At 61.6% G+C, this 19,405-nt stretch carries 18 protein-coding genes and 1 other RNA gene; 16 read left to right on the top strand and 3 right to left on the bottom strand.

Going from position 1 to position 19,405, the window contains the following annotated elements; all coding sequences use genetic code 11:
• Positions 1-4 precede the first annotated feature (4 nt).
• The 8 genes from DU490_RS05940 (at position 5) to DU490_RS05905 (ending at position 7,032) form a co-directional block, all read left to right on the top strand.
• Positions 5-706, top strand: a complete 702-nt coding sequence (locus DU490_RS05940; protein WP_114573415.1) for a CoA transferase subunit A — start codon at positions 5-7, stop codon at positions 704-706.
• On the top strand, positions 696-1,349 hold the full coding sequence (locus DU490_RS05935; RefSeq protein ID WP_114573414.1) for a 3-oxoacid CoA-transferase subunit B: 654 nt from the start codon (positions 696-698) through the stop codon (positions 1,347-1,349). The genes DU490_RS05940 and DU490_RS05935 overlap by 11 nt, the downstream gene beginning before the upstream one ends.
• The gene (locus DU490_RS05930) at positions 1,349-2,632 is read left to right on the top strand and encodes an ArgE/DapE family deacylase (RefSeq protein WP_114573413.1); all 1,284 of its coding nucleotides are present in this window, start codon (positions 1,349-1,351) and stop codon (positions 2,630-2,632) included. Before DU490_RS05935 ends, DU490_RS05930 begins: the two co-directional genes overlap by 1 nt.
• On the top strand, positions 2,629-3,819 hold the full coding sequence (locus DU490_RS05925; RefSeq protein WP_114573412.1) for an acetyl-CoA C-acyltransferase: 1,191 nt from the start codon (positions 2,629-2,631) through the stop codon (positions 3,817-3,819). The genes DU490_RS05930 and DU490_RS05925 overlap by 4 nt, the downstream gene beginning before the upstream one ends.
• A gap of 179 nt (positions 3,820-3,998) precedes the next feature.
• The gene (locus DU490_RS05920; RefSeq protein ID WP_258801367.1) at positions 3,999-4,802 is read left to right on the top strand and encodes a transporter substrate-binding domain-containing protein; all 804 of its coding nucleotides are present in this window, start codon (positions 3,999-4,001) and stop codon (positions 4,800-4,802) included.
• Positions 4,803-4,875: 73 nt separating this feature from the next.
• The gene (locus tag DU490_RS05915; RefSeq protein WP_114573411.1) at positions 4,876-5,532 is read left to right on the top strand and encodes an amino acid ABC transporter permease; all 657 of its coding nucleotides are present in this window, start codon (positions 4,876-4,878) and stop codon (positions 5,530-5,532) included.
• Positions 5,533-5,568: 36 nt separating this feature from the next.
• On the top strand, positions 5,569-6,222 hold the full coding sequence (locus tag DU490_RS05910; protein ID WP_114573410.1) for an amino acid ABC transporter permease: 654 nt from the start codon (positions 5,569-5,571) through the stop codon (positions 6,220-6,222).
• 36 nt (positions 6,223-6,258) lie between these two features.
• Positions 6,259-7,032 (top strand): amino acid ABC transporter ATP-binding protein, encoded by a 774-nt coding sequence (locus DU490_RS05905; RefSeq protein WP_114573409.1) that lies wholly within the window; start codon positions 6,259-6,261, stop codon positions 7,030-7,032.
• A 395-nt stretch (positions 7,033-7,427) separates the two neighbouring features.
• On the opposite strand, the gene DU490_RS05900 is transcribed toward DU490_RS05905, so the two are convergent.
• Both DU490_RS05900 and ffs read right to left on the bottom strand, forming a co-directional pair.
• A complete protein-coding gene (locus tag DU490_RS05900) occupies positions 7,428-7,733 on the bottom strand; it encodes a hypothetical protein (protein ID WP_114573499.1) in 306 nt (101 codons plus the stop codon).
• Between the two features lie 231 nt (positions 7,734-7,964).
• An RNA gene (ffs, locus tag DU490_RS05895) (signal recognition particle sRNA small type) lies at positions 7,965-8,061 on the bottom strand.
• A 228-nt stretch (positions 8,062-8,289) separates the two neighbouring features.
• Between ffs and DU490_RS05890 the strand changes: the two genes are divergently transcribed.
• The 3 genes from DU490_RS05890 to DU490_RS05880 all read left to right on the top strand — a co-directional run bounded on the left by DU490_RS05890 (position 8,290) and on the right by DU490_RS05880 (position 12,441).
• Positions 8,290-9,513, top strand: coding sequence for a carboxylate--amine ligase (locus tag DU490_RS05890; RefSeq protein ID WP_114573408.1), 1,224 nt, complete (start codon positions 8,290-8,292; stop codon positions 9,511-9,513).
• Positions 9,514-9,585: 72 nt separating this feature from the next.
• Positions 9,586-11,610 carry a hypothetical protein gene (locus DU490_RS05885; RefSeq protein WP_114573407.1) on the top strand — a complete coding sequence of 675 codons (2,025 nt, stop codon included), beginning with the start codon at positions 9,586-9,588 and terminating at the stop codon, positions 11,608-11,610.
• Between the two features lie 57 nt (positions 11,611-11,667).
• A complete protein-coding gene (locus tag DU490_RS05880; RefSeq protein ID WP_114573406.1) occupies positions 11,668-12,441 on the top strand; it encodes a TlyA family RNA methyltransferase in 774 nt (257 codons plus the stop codon).
• Positions 12,442-12,457: 16 nt separating this feature from the next.
• On the opposite strand, the gene mscK is transcribed toward DU490_RS05880, so the two are convergent.
• The gene (gene mscK, locus DU490_RS05875; RefSeq protein WP_114573498.1) at positions 12,458-15,796 is read right to left on the bottom strand and encodes a mechanosensitive channel MscK; all 3,339 of its coding nucleotides are present in this window, start codon (positions 15,794-15,796) and stop codon (positions 12,458-12,460) included.
• A 230-nt stretch (positions 15,797-16,026) separates the two neighbouring features.
• On the opposite strand from mscK, the gene DU490_RS05870 reads away from it, so the two are divergent.
• From DU490_RS05870 to DU490_RS05850, 5 genes are all read left to right on the top strand, one after another.
• On the top strand, positions 16,027-17,040 hold the full coding sequence (locus tag DU490_RS05870; protein WP_114573405.1) for a phospholipase A: 1,014 nt from the start codon (positions 16,027-16,029) through the stop codon (positions 17,038-17,040).
• Positions 17,041-17,137: 97 nt separating this feature from the next.
• Positions 17,138-17,470 (top strand): YqjD family protein, encoded by a 333-nt coding sequence (locus DU490_RS05865; RefSeq protein ID WP_114573404.1) that lies wholly within the window; start codon positions 17,138-17,140, stop codon positions 17,468-17,470.
• The gene (locus DU490_RS05860; protein ID WP_114573403.1) at positions 17,470-17,871 is read left to right on the top strand and encodes a phage holin family protein; all 402 of its coding nucleotides are present in this window, start codon (positions 17,470-17,472) and stop codon (positions 17,869-17,871) included. Before DU490_RS05865 ends, DU490_RS05860 begins: the two co-directional genes overlap by 1 nt.
• Positions 17,852-18,169, top strand: coding sequence for a YqjK family protein (locus DU490_RS05855; RefSeq protein WP_181869978.1), 318 nt, complete (start codon positions 17,852-17,854; stop codon positions 18,167-18,169). Before DU490_RS05860 ends, DU490_RS05855 begins: the two co-directional genes overlap by 20 nt.
• A gap of 92 nt (positions 18,170-18,261) precedes the next feature.
• Positions 18,262-18,720, top strand: a complete 459-nt coding sequence (locus DU490_RS05850) for a CopD family protein (RefSeq protein ID WP_114573401.1) — start codon at positions 18,262-18,264, stop codon at positions 18,718-18,720.
• Positions 18,721-19,405: the final 685 nt, after the last annotated feature.

Genomic DNA, 19,405 nt, shown 5'->3' with positions numbered 1-19,405 from the left:
TTTCATGACGCTTCTCAACCAGAAAGTTCGCCCTATCGAGGAGGCCGTTGCCGCCATCCCCAATGGCGCCTCGATCATGATTGGCGGCTTCGGCTCGCCGGGCACGCCCTTCGCCCTGATCGACGAACTGCTGGCCCAGGGCCAGCATGACCTCACCCTGATCAAGAACGATGCCAACGAGCCGGGCATCGGCATCGGCAAGCTGATCGAGGCCGGCCGCGTCAGCCGGCTGATCACCTCGCACATCGGCCTCAACCGAATCGCCATTGCCGCCATGAACCGCGGCGAACTTCACGTGGTGATGCATCCCCAGGGGCTGCTGGCGGAAAAGATCCGCAGCGCCGGCGCCGGCCATCATGGGTTTCTCACCGACATTGGCCAGGGCACCGAGATCGCCGCCGGCCGCCGCGAGATCGAGATGGACGGGCGCACCTGGGGTATCGAGCCGGCGCTCTACGCCGACTTCGCCCTGGTTCACGCCGAACGCGCTGACCGCTACGGCAACCTGATCTACCGCGCCACCGCCAGCAACTTCAACCCATTGATGGCGATGGCCGCCGATACCGTCATCGCTCAGGCCTACCGGGTCGACGAACCTGGCAGCCTGGTGCCCGAGTCGATCCATACCCCCTGCGCCTTCGTCAGCCAAGTAGTAGAAGTCGATCCCGCCACCAGCGAACAGGGGAGGCGCGCCCATGTCGGCTGATCAGCAACGCATTCTCGCCCGGGCCGCCGACGAGATCATCCCGGGTCAGATCGTCAATCTGGGCATCGGCCTGCCCACACAACTTTTCCACTACCTGCCGGAAGAAATGGAAGTACTGGTGCATTCTGAAAATGGCGTACTGGGCTGTCGCCCGCGAGCCGAGGACGAGGAGCCCGACTACGACATGATCGACTCCGGTGGCGCCTATATCGCCACCCGTCCCGGCGCCAGCGTGTTCGACAGCGCCATGTCCTTCGCCATGATTCGTCGCAGCCGGGTCGACCTCACCTTCATGGGCGCCTTCGAGGTCGATGAGCTGGGCAATCTCGCCAACTGGAAGATACCCGGCAAGTTCTCGCCGGGCATCGGCGGGGCCATGGAACTGGCCCAGAAGGTCAAGCGCCTGGTGATCCTGTGCTCGCACAACGACAAGCACGGCAATCCCAAGATCCTCGAGCGCTGCCGTTTGCCGCTGACCGCCGAGCGCTGCGTGTCGCGCATCATTACCGACAAGGCGGTGATGGACGTGACCCCTGAGGGACTCGCCGTGGTGGATATCGCCGACGGGCTCAGCGTCGCCGAACTGTACGAAGCCACCGAAGCCCGCCTGATCGTCGATGAATTTCGACTGGGGAGGTTCTGATGCTCACCGCCACCGAGAAGCGCATCGTCGCGCACTGCGAAGCGCTGATGGACGACACCCTGGCGCTGACCCGTGACCTGGTACGCGGCTACAGCGTACTGGGCCAGGAACACGCCGTACTTGCGACCATGGAGCACTGGTTCGAGCGCCTCAACATGCCCGCCACCCGGGTACCGCTAGACGCCCCCGGCTTCTCCGAGCATCCCCACCGTGCCCCCACCGAGTGGGCCAGCGAAGGACGCTACAACCTGGTGGCACAGCTTAACGCCGGTGCCCCAGGGCCGCACCTGGTCTTCAACGGCCACCTCGATGTGGTCCCTGCCGAGCCCACCGACATGTGGACCCAACCGCCCTGTGAACCTTGGGAGAAGGACGGCTGGCTATACGGGCGTGGCGCCGGTGACATGAAGGCCGGTATCGCCGCCATGAGCATGGCCGTCAAGGCGGTGCGCGAGGCCGGGGTGGCCATCGACTTTCCATTGACCCTGCAGACGGTGATCGAAGAGGAGTGCACCGGCAACGGTGCCCTGGCCTGCCTGCATCAGGGCTATAGCGGCGATTTCGTGCTGATTCCCGAGCCTTTCGGCAGCCAGATCTACGCCGGCCAGGTCGGCGTGCTGTGGTTTCGCATGCGCCTAGACGGCGTGCCGGCCCACGTGCTCGATACCCGCGCCGGACGCAATGCCATCGAGACCCTGGTCGAGTACCTGCCTGCCTTCAAGGCGCTGGAGGCCGAGATCAACGGGCTACCGCGCCAGGCGCCCTACGACACGCTCGATAGCCCCTTCAATCTCAGCATCGGCAAGATCGAGGGCGGCAACTGGGCCTCCAGCGTACCGGCACACGCCATCCTTGAAGGCCGTGTCGGCTTCCCGCCGGGCATGACGCCCGATGATGTCATGAACCGCGTGCGGCGGTGCATCGAAGCGCGTCACGGCGAGTTTGCCGATGGCAGTCCGATGCCACGGGTGGAATTCCATGGTTTCCGCTCCGAGGGCTTTCTGGTCGATCTCGAGACACCTGGCATCGCGCTGCTCTCGCGCTGCCATCAGGACCTGCTCGGCGACCCGCCGAAGACTTACCTCTCCACCTGCACCACCGACCTGCGCGCCTTCCACGTCAGCGGCGAGATCAATGGCACCTGCTACGGCCCGGTGGCCCAGCGTATACACGGCGTCGACGAGTGCGTAGAGATCGACTCTATCCGCCATGTGCTCACCACCTACGCGCTGTTCATTCACCGCTGGGCACAGCTGGCCGAAGCTGGAGGAAACGTTTCATGAAAGATGTCTATCTGGTCGACTATGCACGCAGCGCCTTCACCCGCGCCCACCCACGCAAGCCTGAGGTGGACGGCTGGGCCGAGATGCGCGGCGATGCCCTGCTCGCCCAGGTTATCGACGGCCTGCTTGCCCGAACCGGCCTCGACCCTCATGCGGTGGAGGACTTGAGCGTCGGCTGCGCGCTGCCGGTCAAGGAGCAGTGGAGCTTCGGCGGTCGCTACCCGCTGTGGCTGTCGCAGTACCTGGGGCCGCAGGGCCAAGCGTGCGCTACCCGCCAGATCGACCAGCAGTGCGGCTCAGGGCTTGCCGCCCTGCGCAGTGCCGCCCGGGAGATCCAGGCCGGCGCCGTGGAGGTGGCCATGGCCGGGGGTTACGAGAATATGAGCCGGGTGCCTATGGGCCCTGCCCTGTTCAAGGAGGGCACGCTGACCTCACCTGAGGCACTGAAAGGCGCCGACTGGCTCGAACTCGACGTGGCGCTGAACATGGGCATAACTGCCGAGCGACTGGCCCAGGCAGCCGGTATCGAACGCGGCGACATGGACGCATTCGCCTTCGACTCACATCGCCGCGCCGCACGCGCCGACGCCCAGGGCCGCTTCGATGGCGAACGCCTGGCGCTGACCACTCCTGCGGGAGATACCGTCGAACGCGATGCCAACATCCGCCCCGATACCAGTCTCGAGCGGCTTGCCGGGCTCGACCCAGTTTTCCTCGAAGGTGGCCGGGTCACGGCCGGCAACAGCTCGCCACTGACCTCCGGTGCCGCCGGGGCGCTGGTGATGTCAGCCGCCGCCCTCGACCACCACGGCGCCAAGCCGATGGCACGCATCGTCGCCATTGCCGACGTGGGTGTGGCACCGGAACGCATGGGTGCCGGTGCAGCGGCAGCAGCCGAGCAGGCACTGGCACGCGCGGGGCTCGCCGCGTCACAGATCGATGTCTGGGAGATCAACGAGGCGTTTGCCGCCATTCCGCTGCATGCCATGCGCACGCTCGAACTCGACCCTGCCCGGGTCAACGTCTGGGGCGGCGCCCTGGCACTGGGCCACCCTCTGGGGGCCAGCGGCATACGCCTGACTGGCACCCTGGCGAGAATTCTCGCTCACCGCGGCGGCCGCTACGGCTGCGCCACCGTCTGCGTGGGCGGTGGACAAGGGATTGCCGCCATTCTCGAGCGGATGTGACGCCGCAGGTTATGCTTGATAAGCATCAAACATGCAAGTGTACCAATACAACAGGAGGTAATAAGGCTCGGATCCGCTTCCACAGCATGGAGCATCAACGAAGCATGTCGCGGCGCTGATCGTGTCGCAAATCCATAGAAAGACACTTATAAATAATCAAACATCGAGAAGGAATCGTCATGACAAATCATAAAAAGCCTTTCCATCGTCCCCTCATCGGTGCCATGGCAATACTCGGCATCATTTCACTGGCAAGTTTGCCGGCCCAGGCGAGAGACTTGCCCGAGATTCAAGCTGACGTCTTTCAGGTGGCCAATTCCGGTGCCTATCCCCCGTTCAGCTATGTCGATACGGCCGGAAACCTGGTCGGCTTCGATGTGGATATCGCCGAGGCCCTGGCCGACAGGATGGGGGTCGAGGTCAATATCCAGACTTCTCCGTGGAATGGCATCGTCGCTGCCCTGGCCGGTGGCCGCTTCGATGCCTGCATCTGCAGCATGAGCGTCACCGAAGAGCGCCAACAGGCCGTCGACTTCACCGACAGCTATTACAGCTCGGGACTCTCCATCTGGGTTCAGGAGGACTCCGACGATCTGACCAGCATCGATGACTTCGAAGGTAAGCGAGTGGGTTCCACCCTGGGTGAAACAGGCAATCAGTGGGCCACCGAGAATAGCGAAGGGAGATGGCGCAACCAGACCTTCCAGGGTTTGCCCGACATGCTCAACGGGCTCACCACGGGTCGAATCGACGTCATGATCGCCGATGATATTCCCGTATACGTGGCGCTCAATGACCAGGATCTCGCCATCAAGGAGGTTAATGTCGGCGAACTGCCCAGCTGGCCTGCCGCCATTGCCATTCAGAAGAACAAGCCAGAACTCAAGGAAGCCCTCAATATCGCACTGGCAGAGATCAAGGAAGATGGTACCTATCAGGAAATCGTCGACAAGTGGATCGGCGTAGGGGTCCAGTTCGACTAGATGATCCCGAAGCAGCAGGGCGCGAGCCCTGCTGACCTCACCCTCACATCACAACAACTGAGTAAAGGGGCTCATGGACATCACTCTGATGATCGAAATATCGCCGCTGCTGGTAAAAGCGGCCTGGGTAACCATCGATATATCGGTTCGTGCCCTATTCTTCGGTTTCTTCATCGCCTCCGCACTTGTGGCAATGCGAAGCTCACGAATTCTCCCCGTTCGCTGGCTGGCGCGCGCCTACATTAGCGTCGTTCGCGGCACCCCCTATTTCGTCCAACTGCTGCTGGTCTTCTATGGCGGGCCCGCCATCGGTCTGCGCCTGGACCCTTTCACCTGTGGCGTGGTAGTCGGCGCATTCAACATCGGCGCCTACATGAGCGAGGCCATTCGTGGTGCCATCGAATCCGTCGACAGCGGTCAGAACGAGGCGTCACGGTCGTTGGGATTTGGACGCTTCGCGACGCTTCAGCACATTGTTCTTCCTCAGGCGGCCGGCCTGATGATTCGCTCTATCGGAGTGCTTGCCATCATTCTGGTAAAGAACTCCTCGCTGGTGTCCATCATCTCGGTGGTCGAACTGACCTATCAGGCTCAGCGCCTGATCGGCTCCACCTACAAGCCCTTGGAAGTCTTCATGCTGAGCGCACTGATGTACATCGTCATCATCTATGCAGTCATGGGCATCGTTGAGTTCTTCTACCGTCGCGCCGTGCGATACACCTATTTATAGAACCGCTTGGCAATAGAACAAACAGGGTAAGCCATCATGGAATTCGACTTTAGCCCCGTAATCACCTACTTTCCAACCCTTATAAAGGGTATAGGCGCTACGCTTCTTATTGGCCTGGTGGTCGCCATCATGTCGATTATCGGCGGCCAGATCGTCGCTGTGATAACCCTCTATACGAGGAAAGTCGTGAACTGGCCGCTGCGCTTCTTTATCTGGCTATTCATGACGACGCCGCTGCTTCTCCAGCTTTATTTCCTGTACTTTGGTCTTGGCCAATGGATATTGATACCCGCCATCATGGTAGGAGTTCTGGGGCTCGGTTTCCACTATATGGCCTACAACGCCGATATCTTCATCGCCACCATCAAGTCTGTCTCAAATGGCCAGTATGAAGCCTCGCGATCGTTGGGTTTTGGTCACCTGGCTACTATCTTCTATATCATTCTTCCACAGGCTCTCTATCGCGCAATCCCCCAGCTCGGCAACAACATGATCATCATGGTCAAGGACATCTCGGTGCTCTCCGCCATCGGCATCGCAGAGCTGGTCTATCTCTCACAGTATGCCATCAGCGTGACGTTTCGACCGTTTGAGTTCTACATCACGATCGCTGTCATCTACTACCTGATCAACATACTGATGGAAATCGGCCAATCCTGGGTAGAGCGCCGCGCTGCCTATCGCCGCTAACAAGGACCTCACATGACACAAGCGACAGACACTCCAATGGTCGAGCTCAAGGGAGTCAAGAAACGATTCGGCGACCTTGAGGTTCTCAAGGGCATCGACCTCAAGGTCGACCGTGGCAAGATCATATCTATCATCGGCCCGTCAGGATCGGGAAAAAGCACGCTGCTACGATCCATCAACAACCTGGAAGTGATCGACGAAGGCAGCATCCTGCTGGATGGCGTACAGGTCAACCGGCCTGACTTGAAGGGCTTCGCCTTCGAGCGGCACATCAACCATATACGCCAGAACATGGGCATGGTGTTCCAGCACTTCAATCTGTTCCCCCACCTTTCGACGCTGGATAACGTGACGCTGGCGCCAAGAAAACTGAAGAGGATGGATGCGAAAAGTGCCCGGCAGCTGGGCATGGAACTACTCGAGCGCGTGGGGCTGGTGGACAAGGCCGCGGTCTACCCCAGCGCCCTTTCGGGAGGCCAGAAGCAGCGTGTCGCCATCGCTCGCGCCCTGGCCATGCGTCCCAAGGTCATGCTCTTCGACGAAGCCACCTCAGCCCTGGACCCCGAGCTGGTGGAGGAGGTAAACCAGGTCATGAAGAGCCTCGCCGAAGAGCACATGACCATGCTCATCGTCACCCACGAGATGGGCTTCGCGCGTGACGTGTCCGACTGGGCCATGTTCATGGACGGCGGCGTAGTGGTGGAAGAAAACACCCCAGACCACTTGTTCTCCCACCCTGACGAGGAGCGCACCCGCAACTTTCTGCGTAAGCACCTGGGGACCCAGGCTCAGACGCAAGAACAGCCTTGAATAAGCACTGGGGAGCCTTCATCGATCCTCAAGGAGAAAAATTTGGTTCATCGCATTTTGGCGTGAACCTGCTCTGCATAGGCTGCATCGCGGAAGGTCGCATCGGCGATAGCGACGCAGGCGCTCCTTGCTGGAGCGCTGGTTCCCATCGCGACTGGCGCCGATAGGCGCCCGGCGGAGGCTGCCGCGCTGGCAATAACCGCGACCATCGGTAACGCCGCCGGGAGTCCTTCGGCCTCCAGTCGTGATCTGAAGATACTCCTACAGCGCGGCCATGACTTCCCTTGCCATTTCACGCCAAAGTGTGAAGATCCAAAAATTTTGCCCGGAAGAAGTGGCAGGAACACAGAGGGTAGCCACTGGCCTCCCCCTCGTATATCCCGTCATTGCTCAACTCAAGCGTAGTCGGAGGCACCCGAACCGAACATGTCGAAGAGCAGCTCGCGGCCCAGTGAGGTGAGTACGAACCTGCCGGACTCGTTATAGGACGCGGCTTCGCTGCACTCCAGCACCTGCTGGCAAGTGGCCCACTCGCCGGAGGCCTGGCTGAGTTGCTGGATGGCACTGCGGTCAAGGCCCCGGTGGGGAACGCTGACCGTCTCCAGAACGTGACCCTGGCGGTACAGGAGCGCGGCCATATTGGAAATGCACTGGCGCAGGCTGCGTTGGATGCAGGCTGCTGCGGAAATTTCTTCGATCATGGTAACCATTGCTCCTCTCGCAAGAGTTTGCTGCAATGCATTATACCAATGAAAACGAACTGCGACCATAGTCTATTACGACGAACGTCGTGGTGCTAGTACGAGTGGGGCAAGCAAGAGGTAGCAGACACCACTATTACAGGTACAGGTACAGGTACAGGCCTTCGAGCAGCGAGTTTCTTAGGAAGCGGGTGAAACAGAGATTCCAGGGGGCATTCAAAATGGAGGCAGCCCCGACAGCCACATCCCGGCACACGCGACCACCACTACCGTTGCTCCCTTCCGGGCCTGGCGGGGTTTGCGGTTTAGCGTTGCGGGAGGACCGACGGGGCCACCACTGCACGACGTCTGCTTGGTACACTAGGCTGAAGAAAAGGGCCCAGCTGGCATTGCCGAACTCGGCGTGGCATCAATGGCTTGCCGAGTGCGGGTGCACTATACCAGCGGGCAGGCGGACCAGCAAGAGCGGGCTCGCGGCATACGGGCTGGCCATGCCAAGCGTTGACATTTCGTGTAGGGTAAACAGGAAAACACGACACCGTTCAGGAGGCGTATTATGCAAAAGGACACTAACAAGGGTTATATCGCACTACTCGGCTGGAGCCTCAACGCAATCGAGGCCGCCGAGAACTTCGATCGACGCTACGTGGTGGTGGCCCCCGACTGGGCGGAAGAGTATTGCCAGAAACATGACATCCCCTATGTGCCCTGGAATTTCGAGCGTCTCAACGACCGCTCCATGGAGATCGCCGAAACGCTGCAGGAGATGGGCGTCGATGTAGCCATCCCCCTGTTTGAGGAAACCGTCGAATGGGCCGGTGCCATCAATTCCGTGCTCATGGACAAACCGCGCATCTACGGCCAGTCGCTGCTGCTGCGTGACAAGGCGCTTATGAAGCGCCGCGCCCAGCTCGGCGGTATCCGCGTGGGTATTTTTGAGGAAGCCCATGACAAGGGCGATGTCATCCGCTTTCTCAAGCGGGTCAACCAGACTCTGCTCAAGCTCGACGGCGACCCCAACGACCCCATCCACCTCAAGGCCTTCGACAAGGCCGGCTGTCTGGGTCACCGGGTGATCCGCACACCGGACGAAGTCGATTCCATCCCCGATGAGGAGTTCCCGGTTCTGATGGAGTCGCACCTGGACGGCTGGGAATTCGCCGTCGAGGCCTGGATCCACAACGGCAAGATCGCCTTTCTCAATATCTCCGAATACGTGACCCTGGGCTACTCGGTGTTTGTACCGGCCTCGCCGGAACTCGAGAGTTACCGCCCGCAAATCACCGCTCAAATCGAGAAGCTTATTAAGGCCTTCGATATCGAGTTCGGCCTGATCCACCCCGAGTACTTCGTTACCAGCGATGGCGAGATGTACTTCGGCGAGGTCGCCTATCGCCCGCCCGGGTTCAAGGTATTCGAGCTGCTGGAGCGGGTCTACGGCTTCAATGCCTACCAGGCCAGCATCCTGGTCTTCGACCCCAAGACCACGCCGGATGAGATCAAGTCCTTCTTTCCCAAAGAGGTTGTCGATGCCAACGGCTACGCAGGCTGCTTCGGCGTGTATCCGCGACGCCGTGTGGTCAGCCGCCTGGAGATTCCCGAAGAGGTCGAGGACGATCCCTACTTCGAGTCTCACGAGCTGACGTCGCCCATGGAGGAGACCGTCACCAAGCGCACTGCCTTCGGCACACATTGGGGGCTGATCTACTTCAAGGGTGACGAAGCCGAACGCATGAAGGATCTGCTCAAGAATATGGAAGAACTTGATTTCTATGTCTGATCAAGGCGTCATGTACACAATGACAGCCTGACAAGAGGAGTCGGCGTGACAACGCACCGACACACGCAAGAGATGAGCGGTATACCCGCAGGCGACGACAAGCTTCGTGGCCTGCTTGCGAAGCTCGATGAGGCGACCACCCTGCTCGCGCAAGCGCGCGAGTTCACCAAGCCGATGAAGCTGCCACGCGTGCTGGATACCGCACGCCGGGTACTGCTTCAGGAGGGTGGTGCCGCCGCAGTTGAGGCCCGCTCCAAGGCACTGGAGGAAGCTGGCATCTTCGCCGGCTCCGACTGGGAAACACCGCAGTACCTGGTACCCTCCCTGACAACCCATGCCCTCAAGAGCGCCGATCCCAATATGGTGGTGATCGAATCGCTGAGCGAACTGCGCCTGGTCGCGGTCGCCAAGGGCGAATACCTGCATCCGCTGATATCCGAGGAACAGGCGCATCACTACCTGACGCAGGTGCTGGCGCTCAACCTGTGGCTGCTGTTCAGTACACCGAGTGAAGCCGAGCGCGAGACGCAGGGCAGGCTGGCCCAGATACCGCGCCACCTGTTCCGTCACCTGGCCGACCGAATCGGCTATGAACACATCATCGACAAACTGATCGAGGAGATCTGGCGGATGCTCCAGCAGCGCCCGATCCAGGTCGATTCGGTCAAGCAGATGATCACCCAGATCGCCATCTGTCAGGCCAACCCCGCCATTGACCTGGGTATCAGCGGACAGGGTGCCGACCGCCTGGTCAGTTCGCTGTTTGGCCCAACCCAGGCGTGTCGCGAGGACCCGGGGGTCGAGATTTACCGCGAACGGCTCTCCAGCATGGACAACTCGGCCCTGCAGAGCGAAGCCACCGGTTTCGCCCGCGCCATGCACGATACCGGCCTGGCATCGGCCTACCATCCGGTACTGATACGCCATTTGCTCGATCACGGCGATCATTTGGTGGCTGAAGCCCTCGGCCTCTCCTCGACCGGTCGGGACTGTCTGCTCTGCTACCGCGAATTGGTGCATGCACTGATCCGCTGCGCCGTGCACCCTGCCACCCCCCAGGCGGTCTACGGCCTGGCGCTGATGCTGGAGCGCGGCATCCTCTATCAGCCCCCCGTGGCACCGGCCATGTGGCGCCAGTTGGGTCTCTCCCTTTCCGAGTGGTCCAAGTCTCGAATCGAGCTGGCCTATGGCGACGTCGTGTCGCCACGAGCAAGACTGCTGGAGGGAGTACTCTGCATGCTGGGGCTGCCGCTGGGTGTCGGTCAAGGCAACAACCCCACCTGCCAATCGGCACGGGCACTTTCCATGTGGGCCTACAACGACCCAGACTATATGCTGCAAATGGTCGCCTGGGCAGCCCGTGACGACGAGATCATCATGCACTTCGAAGGCATGCCGCTCTCGTCCATGGCCAGCCTGGAAGGGGTCGCCAAGGAGCTGCCGGTCGATCTCGACCCTGTCTCCCTGCTGGTGGTACCACACCTGGATCGCATCTATGCCGAGATGGGCCGCCGCTGCATTGGTCGCGAAGGGGATCCCCACCGCTGGGTCAATCCCGAATTCCACGGCTGGTGGTCCGGCCGAGGCTTTCGCATCAACGTCGATGTGGCAACGGGCCAGCTGCAAGACCTGGATGCCTTCCTGCGTCACTTCTTTGCCAGCTACCACCCCTACTACAACGGCAACCAGCCGCTGATCCACCCGCAGCCGGCCGGTATCGCCGTGACCGACAGCGCTGCCCGCTTCATCGGCTGGCACGCGATTACGGTCCTGCGCGTGACCTTGGATCCCAGCGATGTCATGCGGATCTATTTCTACAATCCCAACAACGACAGCGGCCAGGATTGGGGCGATGGGATCAAAGTCAGCACCGCCGGCAATGGCGAACGCTTCGGCGAGGCCTCGCTGCCCTTCGAACAGTTCGCCTCCCGCCTCTATATCTTCCATTACGACCCGCTCGAACGCGGCGAGCTGAACAGAATTACCCAGGAGGAGCTCGACCAGGTAATTGGCTACATTCACCGCAGCTGGGGGGCTGACCGCATCCCGCCGACGGCACTGCAGGCCGACGAGGGGCCGCCGCTCCAGCAGCCGTAATGCCCGCCCAGCTTCTTGCCACCCCACCTTTGCCACACCTGCTCGCCGGAGTCGCCCATGCCCCGCCTCGACCAGCTACTCGTCAGCCAGGGCCTCGCCCGTTCGCGCACACGGGCTCAGCGCCTGATTCGCAACGGTCGTGTCAGCGTTGCCAGCAGCGGCCGCGTGCTCGACAAGCCGAGCGAGAAGCTCGCCGAAGACTGCCGCCTCAAGGTCACGGAAGACCCGGAGGAGCGCTATGTATCACGGGCAGGACTCAAGCTCGAGGCATTGATCGAGGCTCTGGGGCTCGATCTCGAGGGCAAGCTGATACTGGACGTGGGCCAGTCCACCGGCGGCTTCACCGATTGCGCGTTGCGCTACGGTGCCCGCCATGTGGTGGGCGTGGAGGTAGGCCACGGTCAGCTGGACCCCGAACTGCGTGGCGAACCACGGGTCACCTGCCTGGAGGGTCTCAATGCCCGGACCATGGCCGATGAACCGCGGCTCCAGGCGGCCCTTGCCGGCCAGGGCAGCGAGGGACCCGACATCGCGGTGATGGATGTTTCCTTCATTTCACAAACGCTGATCCTGCCGCAGCTCTCCCGCCTGCTGCACCCCGGCGGGGAACTGCTCAGCCTGGTCAAGCCGCAGTTCGAGCTCGGACCGGGGGGCGTCGACAGCCGAGGTATCGTGAAGGACCCATCAAGCTACCTCGCCGTGGAAACGAGGCTTCGCCATGGCTGCCGTGAGAGCGGTTTTCACATCCTCCACTGGCAGGAGAGCCCGCTGCTAGGCGGCGACGGCAACCGGGAGTTCCTGTTGCACGCCGTGCGTGTAGAAACGAACTAGCCAGGCACAAGCACACCTAACGCCCGCCATCCCCACCGCCATCACTGTCGCCGGCGCTTATATCGCCGGGGTCGCCATGGGCTCCGGGAGCGGGATGGACAGGAACGACTCCCTGACTGCCCGGCGCGCTCGCCACCTTCTTGCTGGCGCCATCGGGCCGATGCAGCCATACCTCAAGCTGATTGAAGGCGATATCTACCTCGTGCTCGGCAAACAGCTCCCCAACCCGACAGTTGATCTCGTCAGTGGCATAGAGGCGATCCCCCAAGGCGTTGACGAAGACACGGAGCTCGAAATTCAGCGTACTGTCGCCATAGTTTATGAAGAAGACCTGGGGCTCGGGCTCGGCCAGCACCCTTGGGTTCTCATCAGCCGCCTCGCGCAACAGGCGATGAACCAGACGATGATCCGAGCCGTAGGACACGCCGAAATTGAGCACCACCCGTGTGATCGTATCCGACAACGACCAGTTGATCAGTTGGTCGGTGACGAACGTCTTGTTGGGAATGATGATTTCCTTGCGATCGAAATCGGTCACCGTGGTGGCCCGTATGCGAATTTTGCTCACCGTGCCGGTGAGATTGCCAAGCGTGATGGTGTCACCAATGCGCACCGGGCGCTCGAAGAGAATGATCAAACCCGAGACGAAGTTGGCGAAGATCTCCTGCAGGCCGAAGCCCAGGCCCACCCCCAATGCCGCCACCAGCCACTGCAGCTGGCTCCAGGCCACGCCAAGAGTGGCCAGCGAGATGATGAGGCCGGTGCCGACAATGGTATAGGAAAGCAGCGAGGTAATGGCATAGGAGCTACCCTGCTTCAGCTCCAGCCGCGACAGCACCATTACCTCCAGCAGACCTGGCAGGTTGCGCGCCATCATCAGCGTGAGACCGAAGACCAGGAGTGCCGTGAAGATATCGGCGACCGAGAGGGCACTGGTGACCAGGTCCGCCCCCACGCCACCGGACGCCTCCCAGATGGCCACCCGCTCCAGGTAGCCCAGGACCGTCAGCAGGTCCGACCAGACCAGGTAGAGCAGCAGCGCAAAGCCGATCAACAGGATCAGCTTGGAGAGACGCAGCGACTGCTGGTTGATCTGCTCCATGTCCAGCGGCGGCTCGTCCACCACCTCCAGTCCTCCTTCGGCTCCTTCCTGAACCTGCGCTCGACGGCGAGTCAGCGCCCGTTTGAAGGCAAGCCGCCGAGCCGCCACCGCCAGCCCGCGCTCCACCGTGGCTTCTGCCAGGATCCACAGGGCCAGCAGGTAGAGCGTGATCACGAAGCGCCCCACCAGGCTCAGCGCCGTGTACTCGTAGCCAGATGTGATCAGGACGATGAGTGCCAGCGGGACGGCGGCCAACATCAGCCCCAATATCAGGCGAAACAGTTTGACTCCGAAGAACGGTGTATGGGCCATGATCAGGCGCGCCAGCAGAACGCTCATGGCCAGTAGGCCGCCGAGCAGCAGCGTCAGCGCCAGGGGGCGTGTGGTGAGGCTGATCTCACCATCCCGCGCCAGGGTGGAAATCAACAGTGTCGGCACCAGCGCCAGGCCCAGCCAACGCAGCAGCTCACGCAGTCGGGCGACATACCCCGCCGACCAGTAGAAGTGCTTGTTTGCCACGCCGTCACGCACCAGCAATCGCCGCGACCAGGCGATGAACGCCCAGGCCAGGGCAAGGTGCCAGAAGGCCAGCCCCAGCCCCGAGGCGATCCCCTGGCCATCGGCGACCAACGCCGCGCCGATGCCACCCAGGGCCAGAGGGCCGGGCAGCGCCAGCAAAACATTGAGCGCTACCGCCAAAGGCGTATGGCCCTGGGAATCGCTGCGCAGCCTACCTATCTGCTCATGCAGTGCCGCCAGCCTGCTCCGGATACGCCGCCGTGACCACAGCAACGCCAGCGACAATAGCAGGAAAGGCAATCCGACCAGTGCATTGGCTTCGGGAATCCGCCAATTATTCGGCAGCGCCTCGCGCCACTCACCCACCTGCCACTCCAGTATCAGGTTCGCCGGCAGCTGCCGAAACCAGGCAAGGCCCAGCGGCCGGGTATCGGCGATCCAGAACAGCTGCTCGTCAATGGTGGCACGCAACTCCTTCGATGTTACCAACAGCTGCTGCTGGCTGAGCTGGAACTCGATGGCCGAACTCAACAGGTGGCCATAGCTCTGCTCAAGCTGATCCACCAGCTCACGACGCGACTGGTAAAGGTGCTGTAACGACTCGATCAGCGCCGGCGTCACTTCCACTCCCGCCTCCTCCAGGCGCTGGTTGGCAAGGCGCTCGCCCTGGCGCAGCGCGTCGCGCTGCCGCACGAGATCGAACTGACGCAAGCGTAGGTCGGCGATTTCATCCTGAAGGTCGCGCCGCGCATCCACCTGGGGTAGCGATCGACGCTGTTCACGCAGAATACGCGACAACAGCAGGCTGCCGCGGATCGCATCGATCTGCTCATTGAGGCTACGCTGCAACTGGCGTACATGGTCGAGCTGGCTGCGCAGTGCCAGGCTTTCTCGCACCAGACCGTTGATACGATCATTGGCCCGCAGCAGCTCCAGACTGAGCTCGCGATTGACCTGCTGCGCCCGCTCCAGGACCGGATGGCCGGCCTCGAGCAGCGGATCGTCCCGGGCGGCATCGGCAATGGCCTGCTCAGACGCGAGCCGCCGCTTTCGGTCGATGACGCTCTGCAACATGGCCAGCTCAGCTTCCTGTCGGGCCACCTGCTGCGTCAGCAGGTCACGCTGCTGCTGAGCCAGCTCACGTAGACGGGTATTGCTGCCCAACAGGCGCTGCTGCAGCCGCAGGGAGCGCTCGGCCAGGTGCCGCTCGACCAGGCGTTGCCATAGCTGCGGCGCATCTTCAGTCAAACCCTGCCCCTCCAACGCATCCAGTGCGCGCCGAGAGCGCTCGGCGGCCTGCATCGCCTCGGCAATGGCCTGCTGCGCCCGCTCGGGAAGCGTCTGCGCAGAGAGCAACTGGGTATTGACCTCGGCCAGCCGGTCCTGCAGTTGCTGCAACTCGAACACCGCCTCCTGTTGGCGATATTCGAGCTCATCCAGGGGTTGGTCATCCAGATCAATAGCCAAACGATCACGAGCGGCCTCCTCCTCCTGCAAGAGCTCCCGCTCGAGGCGCATCAACTCGCCGGGAGCCTGCTCGAGACGCCGCTCCAGGTCCACGAGACGCTCCCCGACCCCCGCCAACTGCTCCAACGCTTGCAAGGTTGCCTCCAAGGCCTCGATAGCGCGCTGATCGGCTTCGCTGACGACTTCCCCTTCCGCGGGGCGAAGTTCGTCCAGGCGTGCCTCTACCGCCTCTCTCTCGGGCAAGGCCTCATCGGCCAATAGCGCCATGCCCGGCAGCCACAGCGAGCCAACCAGCAGACAGAGCGCCAGGAGAGTGGAACGGATGGCACCGGCAGAAACAGAGATGGCGTACACGATGTCCTCTATTGACAGGAGCCCATGGCCCGGCACGATTTTCGGCCTACCGAGCGAACTTGGCAATGATTGTTGTCATCTGTTGACTTGCGTCGCCGTCATGGTAGAAACGGAACTCAAATGCCTCGCTTCGAGTTTCCGTCATGACCATTCGTTCCATCCTGTTTGCCGGTGCCAGCCTGCTAGGCGTGCTGCCACTCGTTTCCCTGGCCCAAAGCGACACCCAGAGAGAGGCCATTGAAAGCCGTATAGAGGCCCTGTCCATCGAACTGGAAAACCTGCAGCAGCAACTGGAAATCCTCCCCGATGCCCCCGGGGAAACGGAGATCCTGGATGATACGGTGCAGGAAGAAATGGCTCAGCGACGCCTGCTGGAGCGTGAATCGACCCGCAATCCTTTCGCCATCACCACCCATCGGCGCAACTATCTCTTGCCGCTGAGCTACACCACCCACCCCAACCACCCGGCTTTCAGTAGCATCTCGACCGATAACGGCCCCAATGATCTCGAGGTCAAGTTCCAGTTCAGCGCCAAGGTCAATATCCTCGAAGACCTGTTCGGCAACACCGGCGACCTCTACTTCGCCTACACCCAGCGCAGCTGGTGGCAGGCCTACAATACCGATGCCTCCTCTCCCTTCCGGGAAACCAACTATGAACCGGAAATATTCCTCGACCTGGACACCAACTGGCGGTTGCTCGGCTGGACCAATACCCGTAACCGATTCGCCCTCAACCACCTCTCCAACGGGCGCGCCGCACCGCTGTCACGCAGTTGGAACCGTGCCTACCTGGAGAGCATCTTTCAGCGCGAAGACTGGGTGGTCGCCATCGCACCACACTGGCGCTTCCCGGAAGCCCTGAGCAAGGATGATAACCCCGACATCGATCGCTACGTGGGCTATGGCGATGTCACCGTCGCACGGCGGATCAACGGCGACCAGGAAGCCAGCCTGATGCTTCGAGGCAATCCCAGCGCGGGTAACATGGGTTCACAATTCGACTATTCCTGGCCCTTATTCGGCAACATTCGCGGGCATGTCCAGTACTACTACGGCTATGGGGAGAGCATGATCGATTACGACCATCGCAACCATCGCCTGAGCGCGGGCTTCAGTCTCAATCCGATGTTTTCCGGCAGCGGCAGTGTCCGTTGACGCCAACCTTGCGCGCCTACGACAGCATGACGGACATTGAAGTCACTGCAACGAATGCTATGCTGAGCCTGTCATTCATCGTCAAAGGAAGACCGTCATGGCAACTCGCACTCCCAGTCCCGACGACACCACCCGGCAACTCAAGGAAGATCTGCACCACCTCACACAAACGATCGAGGATCTGGTCAGCGCTACCGCCGACGATTCCCGAAGCAACATCAAGGAACTGCGCGAGCGCGCCGAGAAACGCCTGAAGGAAACCCGGAACCGACTCGAAGCACGTGGCGAGACACTTTACGAAGAAGCACGTGACAGCGTGACTCACCAGGTCGATGCCTGCGATCGCTACGTTCACGACAACCCCTGGACCAGCGTCGGCCTGGGGGCTGTTGCCGGCATCGTCATCGGTCTGCTCATCGGGCGCCGCTGATGGAACCGAGCCAGGGACCGGCACAACGGCTGTTCAGCGCCGGCAAGCGGCTGCTTAGCAGCCTTTTTGCCGCCGGCGAGACGCGCTTGCGTCTCGTCGTACTAGAGTTAGAAGAAGAACGAGCGAGACTGTTCACCCTGCTGCTGCTCTCCGGCCTGAGCCTGCTGTTGATGCTACTGGGTCTTGGCATGCTGATGCTGTTGGTGGTGGTGTTCTTCTGGGAGACGCACCGGCTGACTGCCATCACGATCAGTGCCGCCGTGCTGCTTGGTGGCGGCATATTGCTTGCCCTGCTGGTGATGCGTTTGGCACGGCGCCACACCCTGATGAAGGACACGCTGGCCCAGTTGGCTACCGACCGTGACCTGGTGGAGAGCAATCGTGACCAACCACGCCACTGAGCGACAGCAAGCCCAGCCTCTCAGCAAGGCCGAACGCAAGGCCGTGTTGTTGGCGACCATCGAACAGCAGCGGATCGATATCCTGGTGGAATCCAGCCGCTGGCGCGAAGCCAGCCGGCCGTTCGACGTTGGCTGGCGCTCACTGATGCGCCTCAGGGGCGTCATGCTCGCCGCGGGCGGTGTGCTGATGCTGAAGGGCGCTCGGCACCCTTCTTCGCTGGTTCGTGCCGGCAAACGTATTGCAGCCGGCGTCCTGCTGCTCAATCGTGCACGCCGGCTGTTCGCTCAGGTCCGATGAGCCGCCTTCATGCTGTACTCGGCTTGCGCGCATACGCCTCAAGCTTCATACGACCTGGCCTGCACACGATGGCCTGCACACGATAGGAAGATATGACAATGGCTCTCGCCATCACCCTGCATATGCTTGCCGCGGCCATCTGGGTCGGCGGCATGTTTTTCGCCTGGATGATCCTGCGCCCGATAGCGGCGGGCCAGTTCGAACCGCCGCAGCGGCTACCGCTCTGGGTAGGCGTGTTCAAGCGCTTCTTTCCCTGGGTCTGGTTGAGCGTGATCGTGCTGCTGGGGACGGGGCTATGGATGCTGTTCGCCGTCTTCGGCATGGCCGGCGCCCGCTGGCACATCCATCTGATGCTGCTGACCGGCCTGGTGATGATGGGTATCTTTGGGCACATCTATTTCGTCCCCTATCCCCGCCTCAAGGCGGCGGTTGCAGGTCATGCCTGGCACGAAGGGGGCAAGCATCTTGCACAAATTCGCCGCTGGATAGGAATCAACCTGATTATCGGCCTTGCCACCGTGGCGATAGCCTCCGGTGGTCGCTTTCTGTGAGNGCGATAGCCTCCGGTGGTCGCTTTCTGTGAGGCCCGACACAACCGCTAGCGTTTAAGCCACCGCCTGGCGGCGCCAGTCGCGATGCGGAGCAGCGCTCCAACAGCGACCCTCTCCACCAAAGGAGAGGTAATCATCTGTTGGAGTATCTTTAAATCACGACTGGAGGCCGAAGGACTCCCGGCGGTGTTGCCGAGGTTCGCGTCCATCACCGGCGTTCCAGCCTCCGCCGAGGCGCCTGACGGCGCCAGTCGCGATGCGGAGCAGCGCTCCAACAGCGACCCTCTCCACCAAAGGAGAGGTAATCATCTGTTGGAGTATCTTTAGATTACGACTGGAGGCCGCAGGACTCCCGGCGGTGTTGCCGACGTTCGCGGCCATCACCGGCGTGCCAGCCTCCGCCGCGGCGCCTGGCGGCGCCAGTCGCGAGGCGGAGCAGCGCTCCAACAGCGACCCTCTCCACCAAAGGAGAGGTAATCATCTGTTGGAGTATCTTTAGATCACGACTGGAGGCCGAAGGACTCCCGGCGGTGTTGCCAATGCCGGCGACCACTGCCAGCGTTGCAGCCTCCGCCAAGGCGCCTGGCGGCGCCAGTCGCGATGCGGAGCAGCGCTCCAACAGCGGCCCTCTCCACCAAAGGAGAGGTAATCATCTGTTGGAGTATCTTTAGATCACGACTGGAGG

This window comes from Halomonas sp. DQ26W (assembly GCF_003339685.1).
GTDB lineage: Bacteria > Pseudomonadota > Gammaproteobacteria > Pseudomonadales > Halomonadaceae > Halomonas.
The sequence above is the reverse complement of the archived record's forward strand: the minus strand, read 5'-3'. Positions and strand labels throughout refer to the sequence as shown.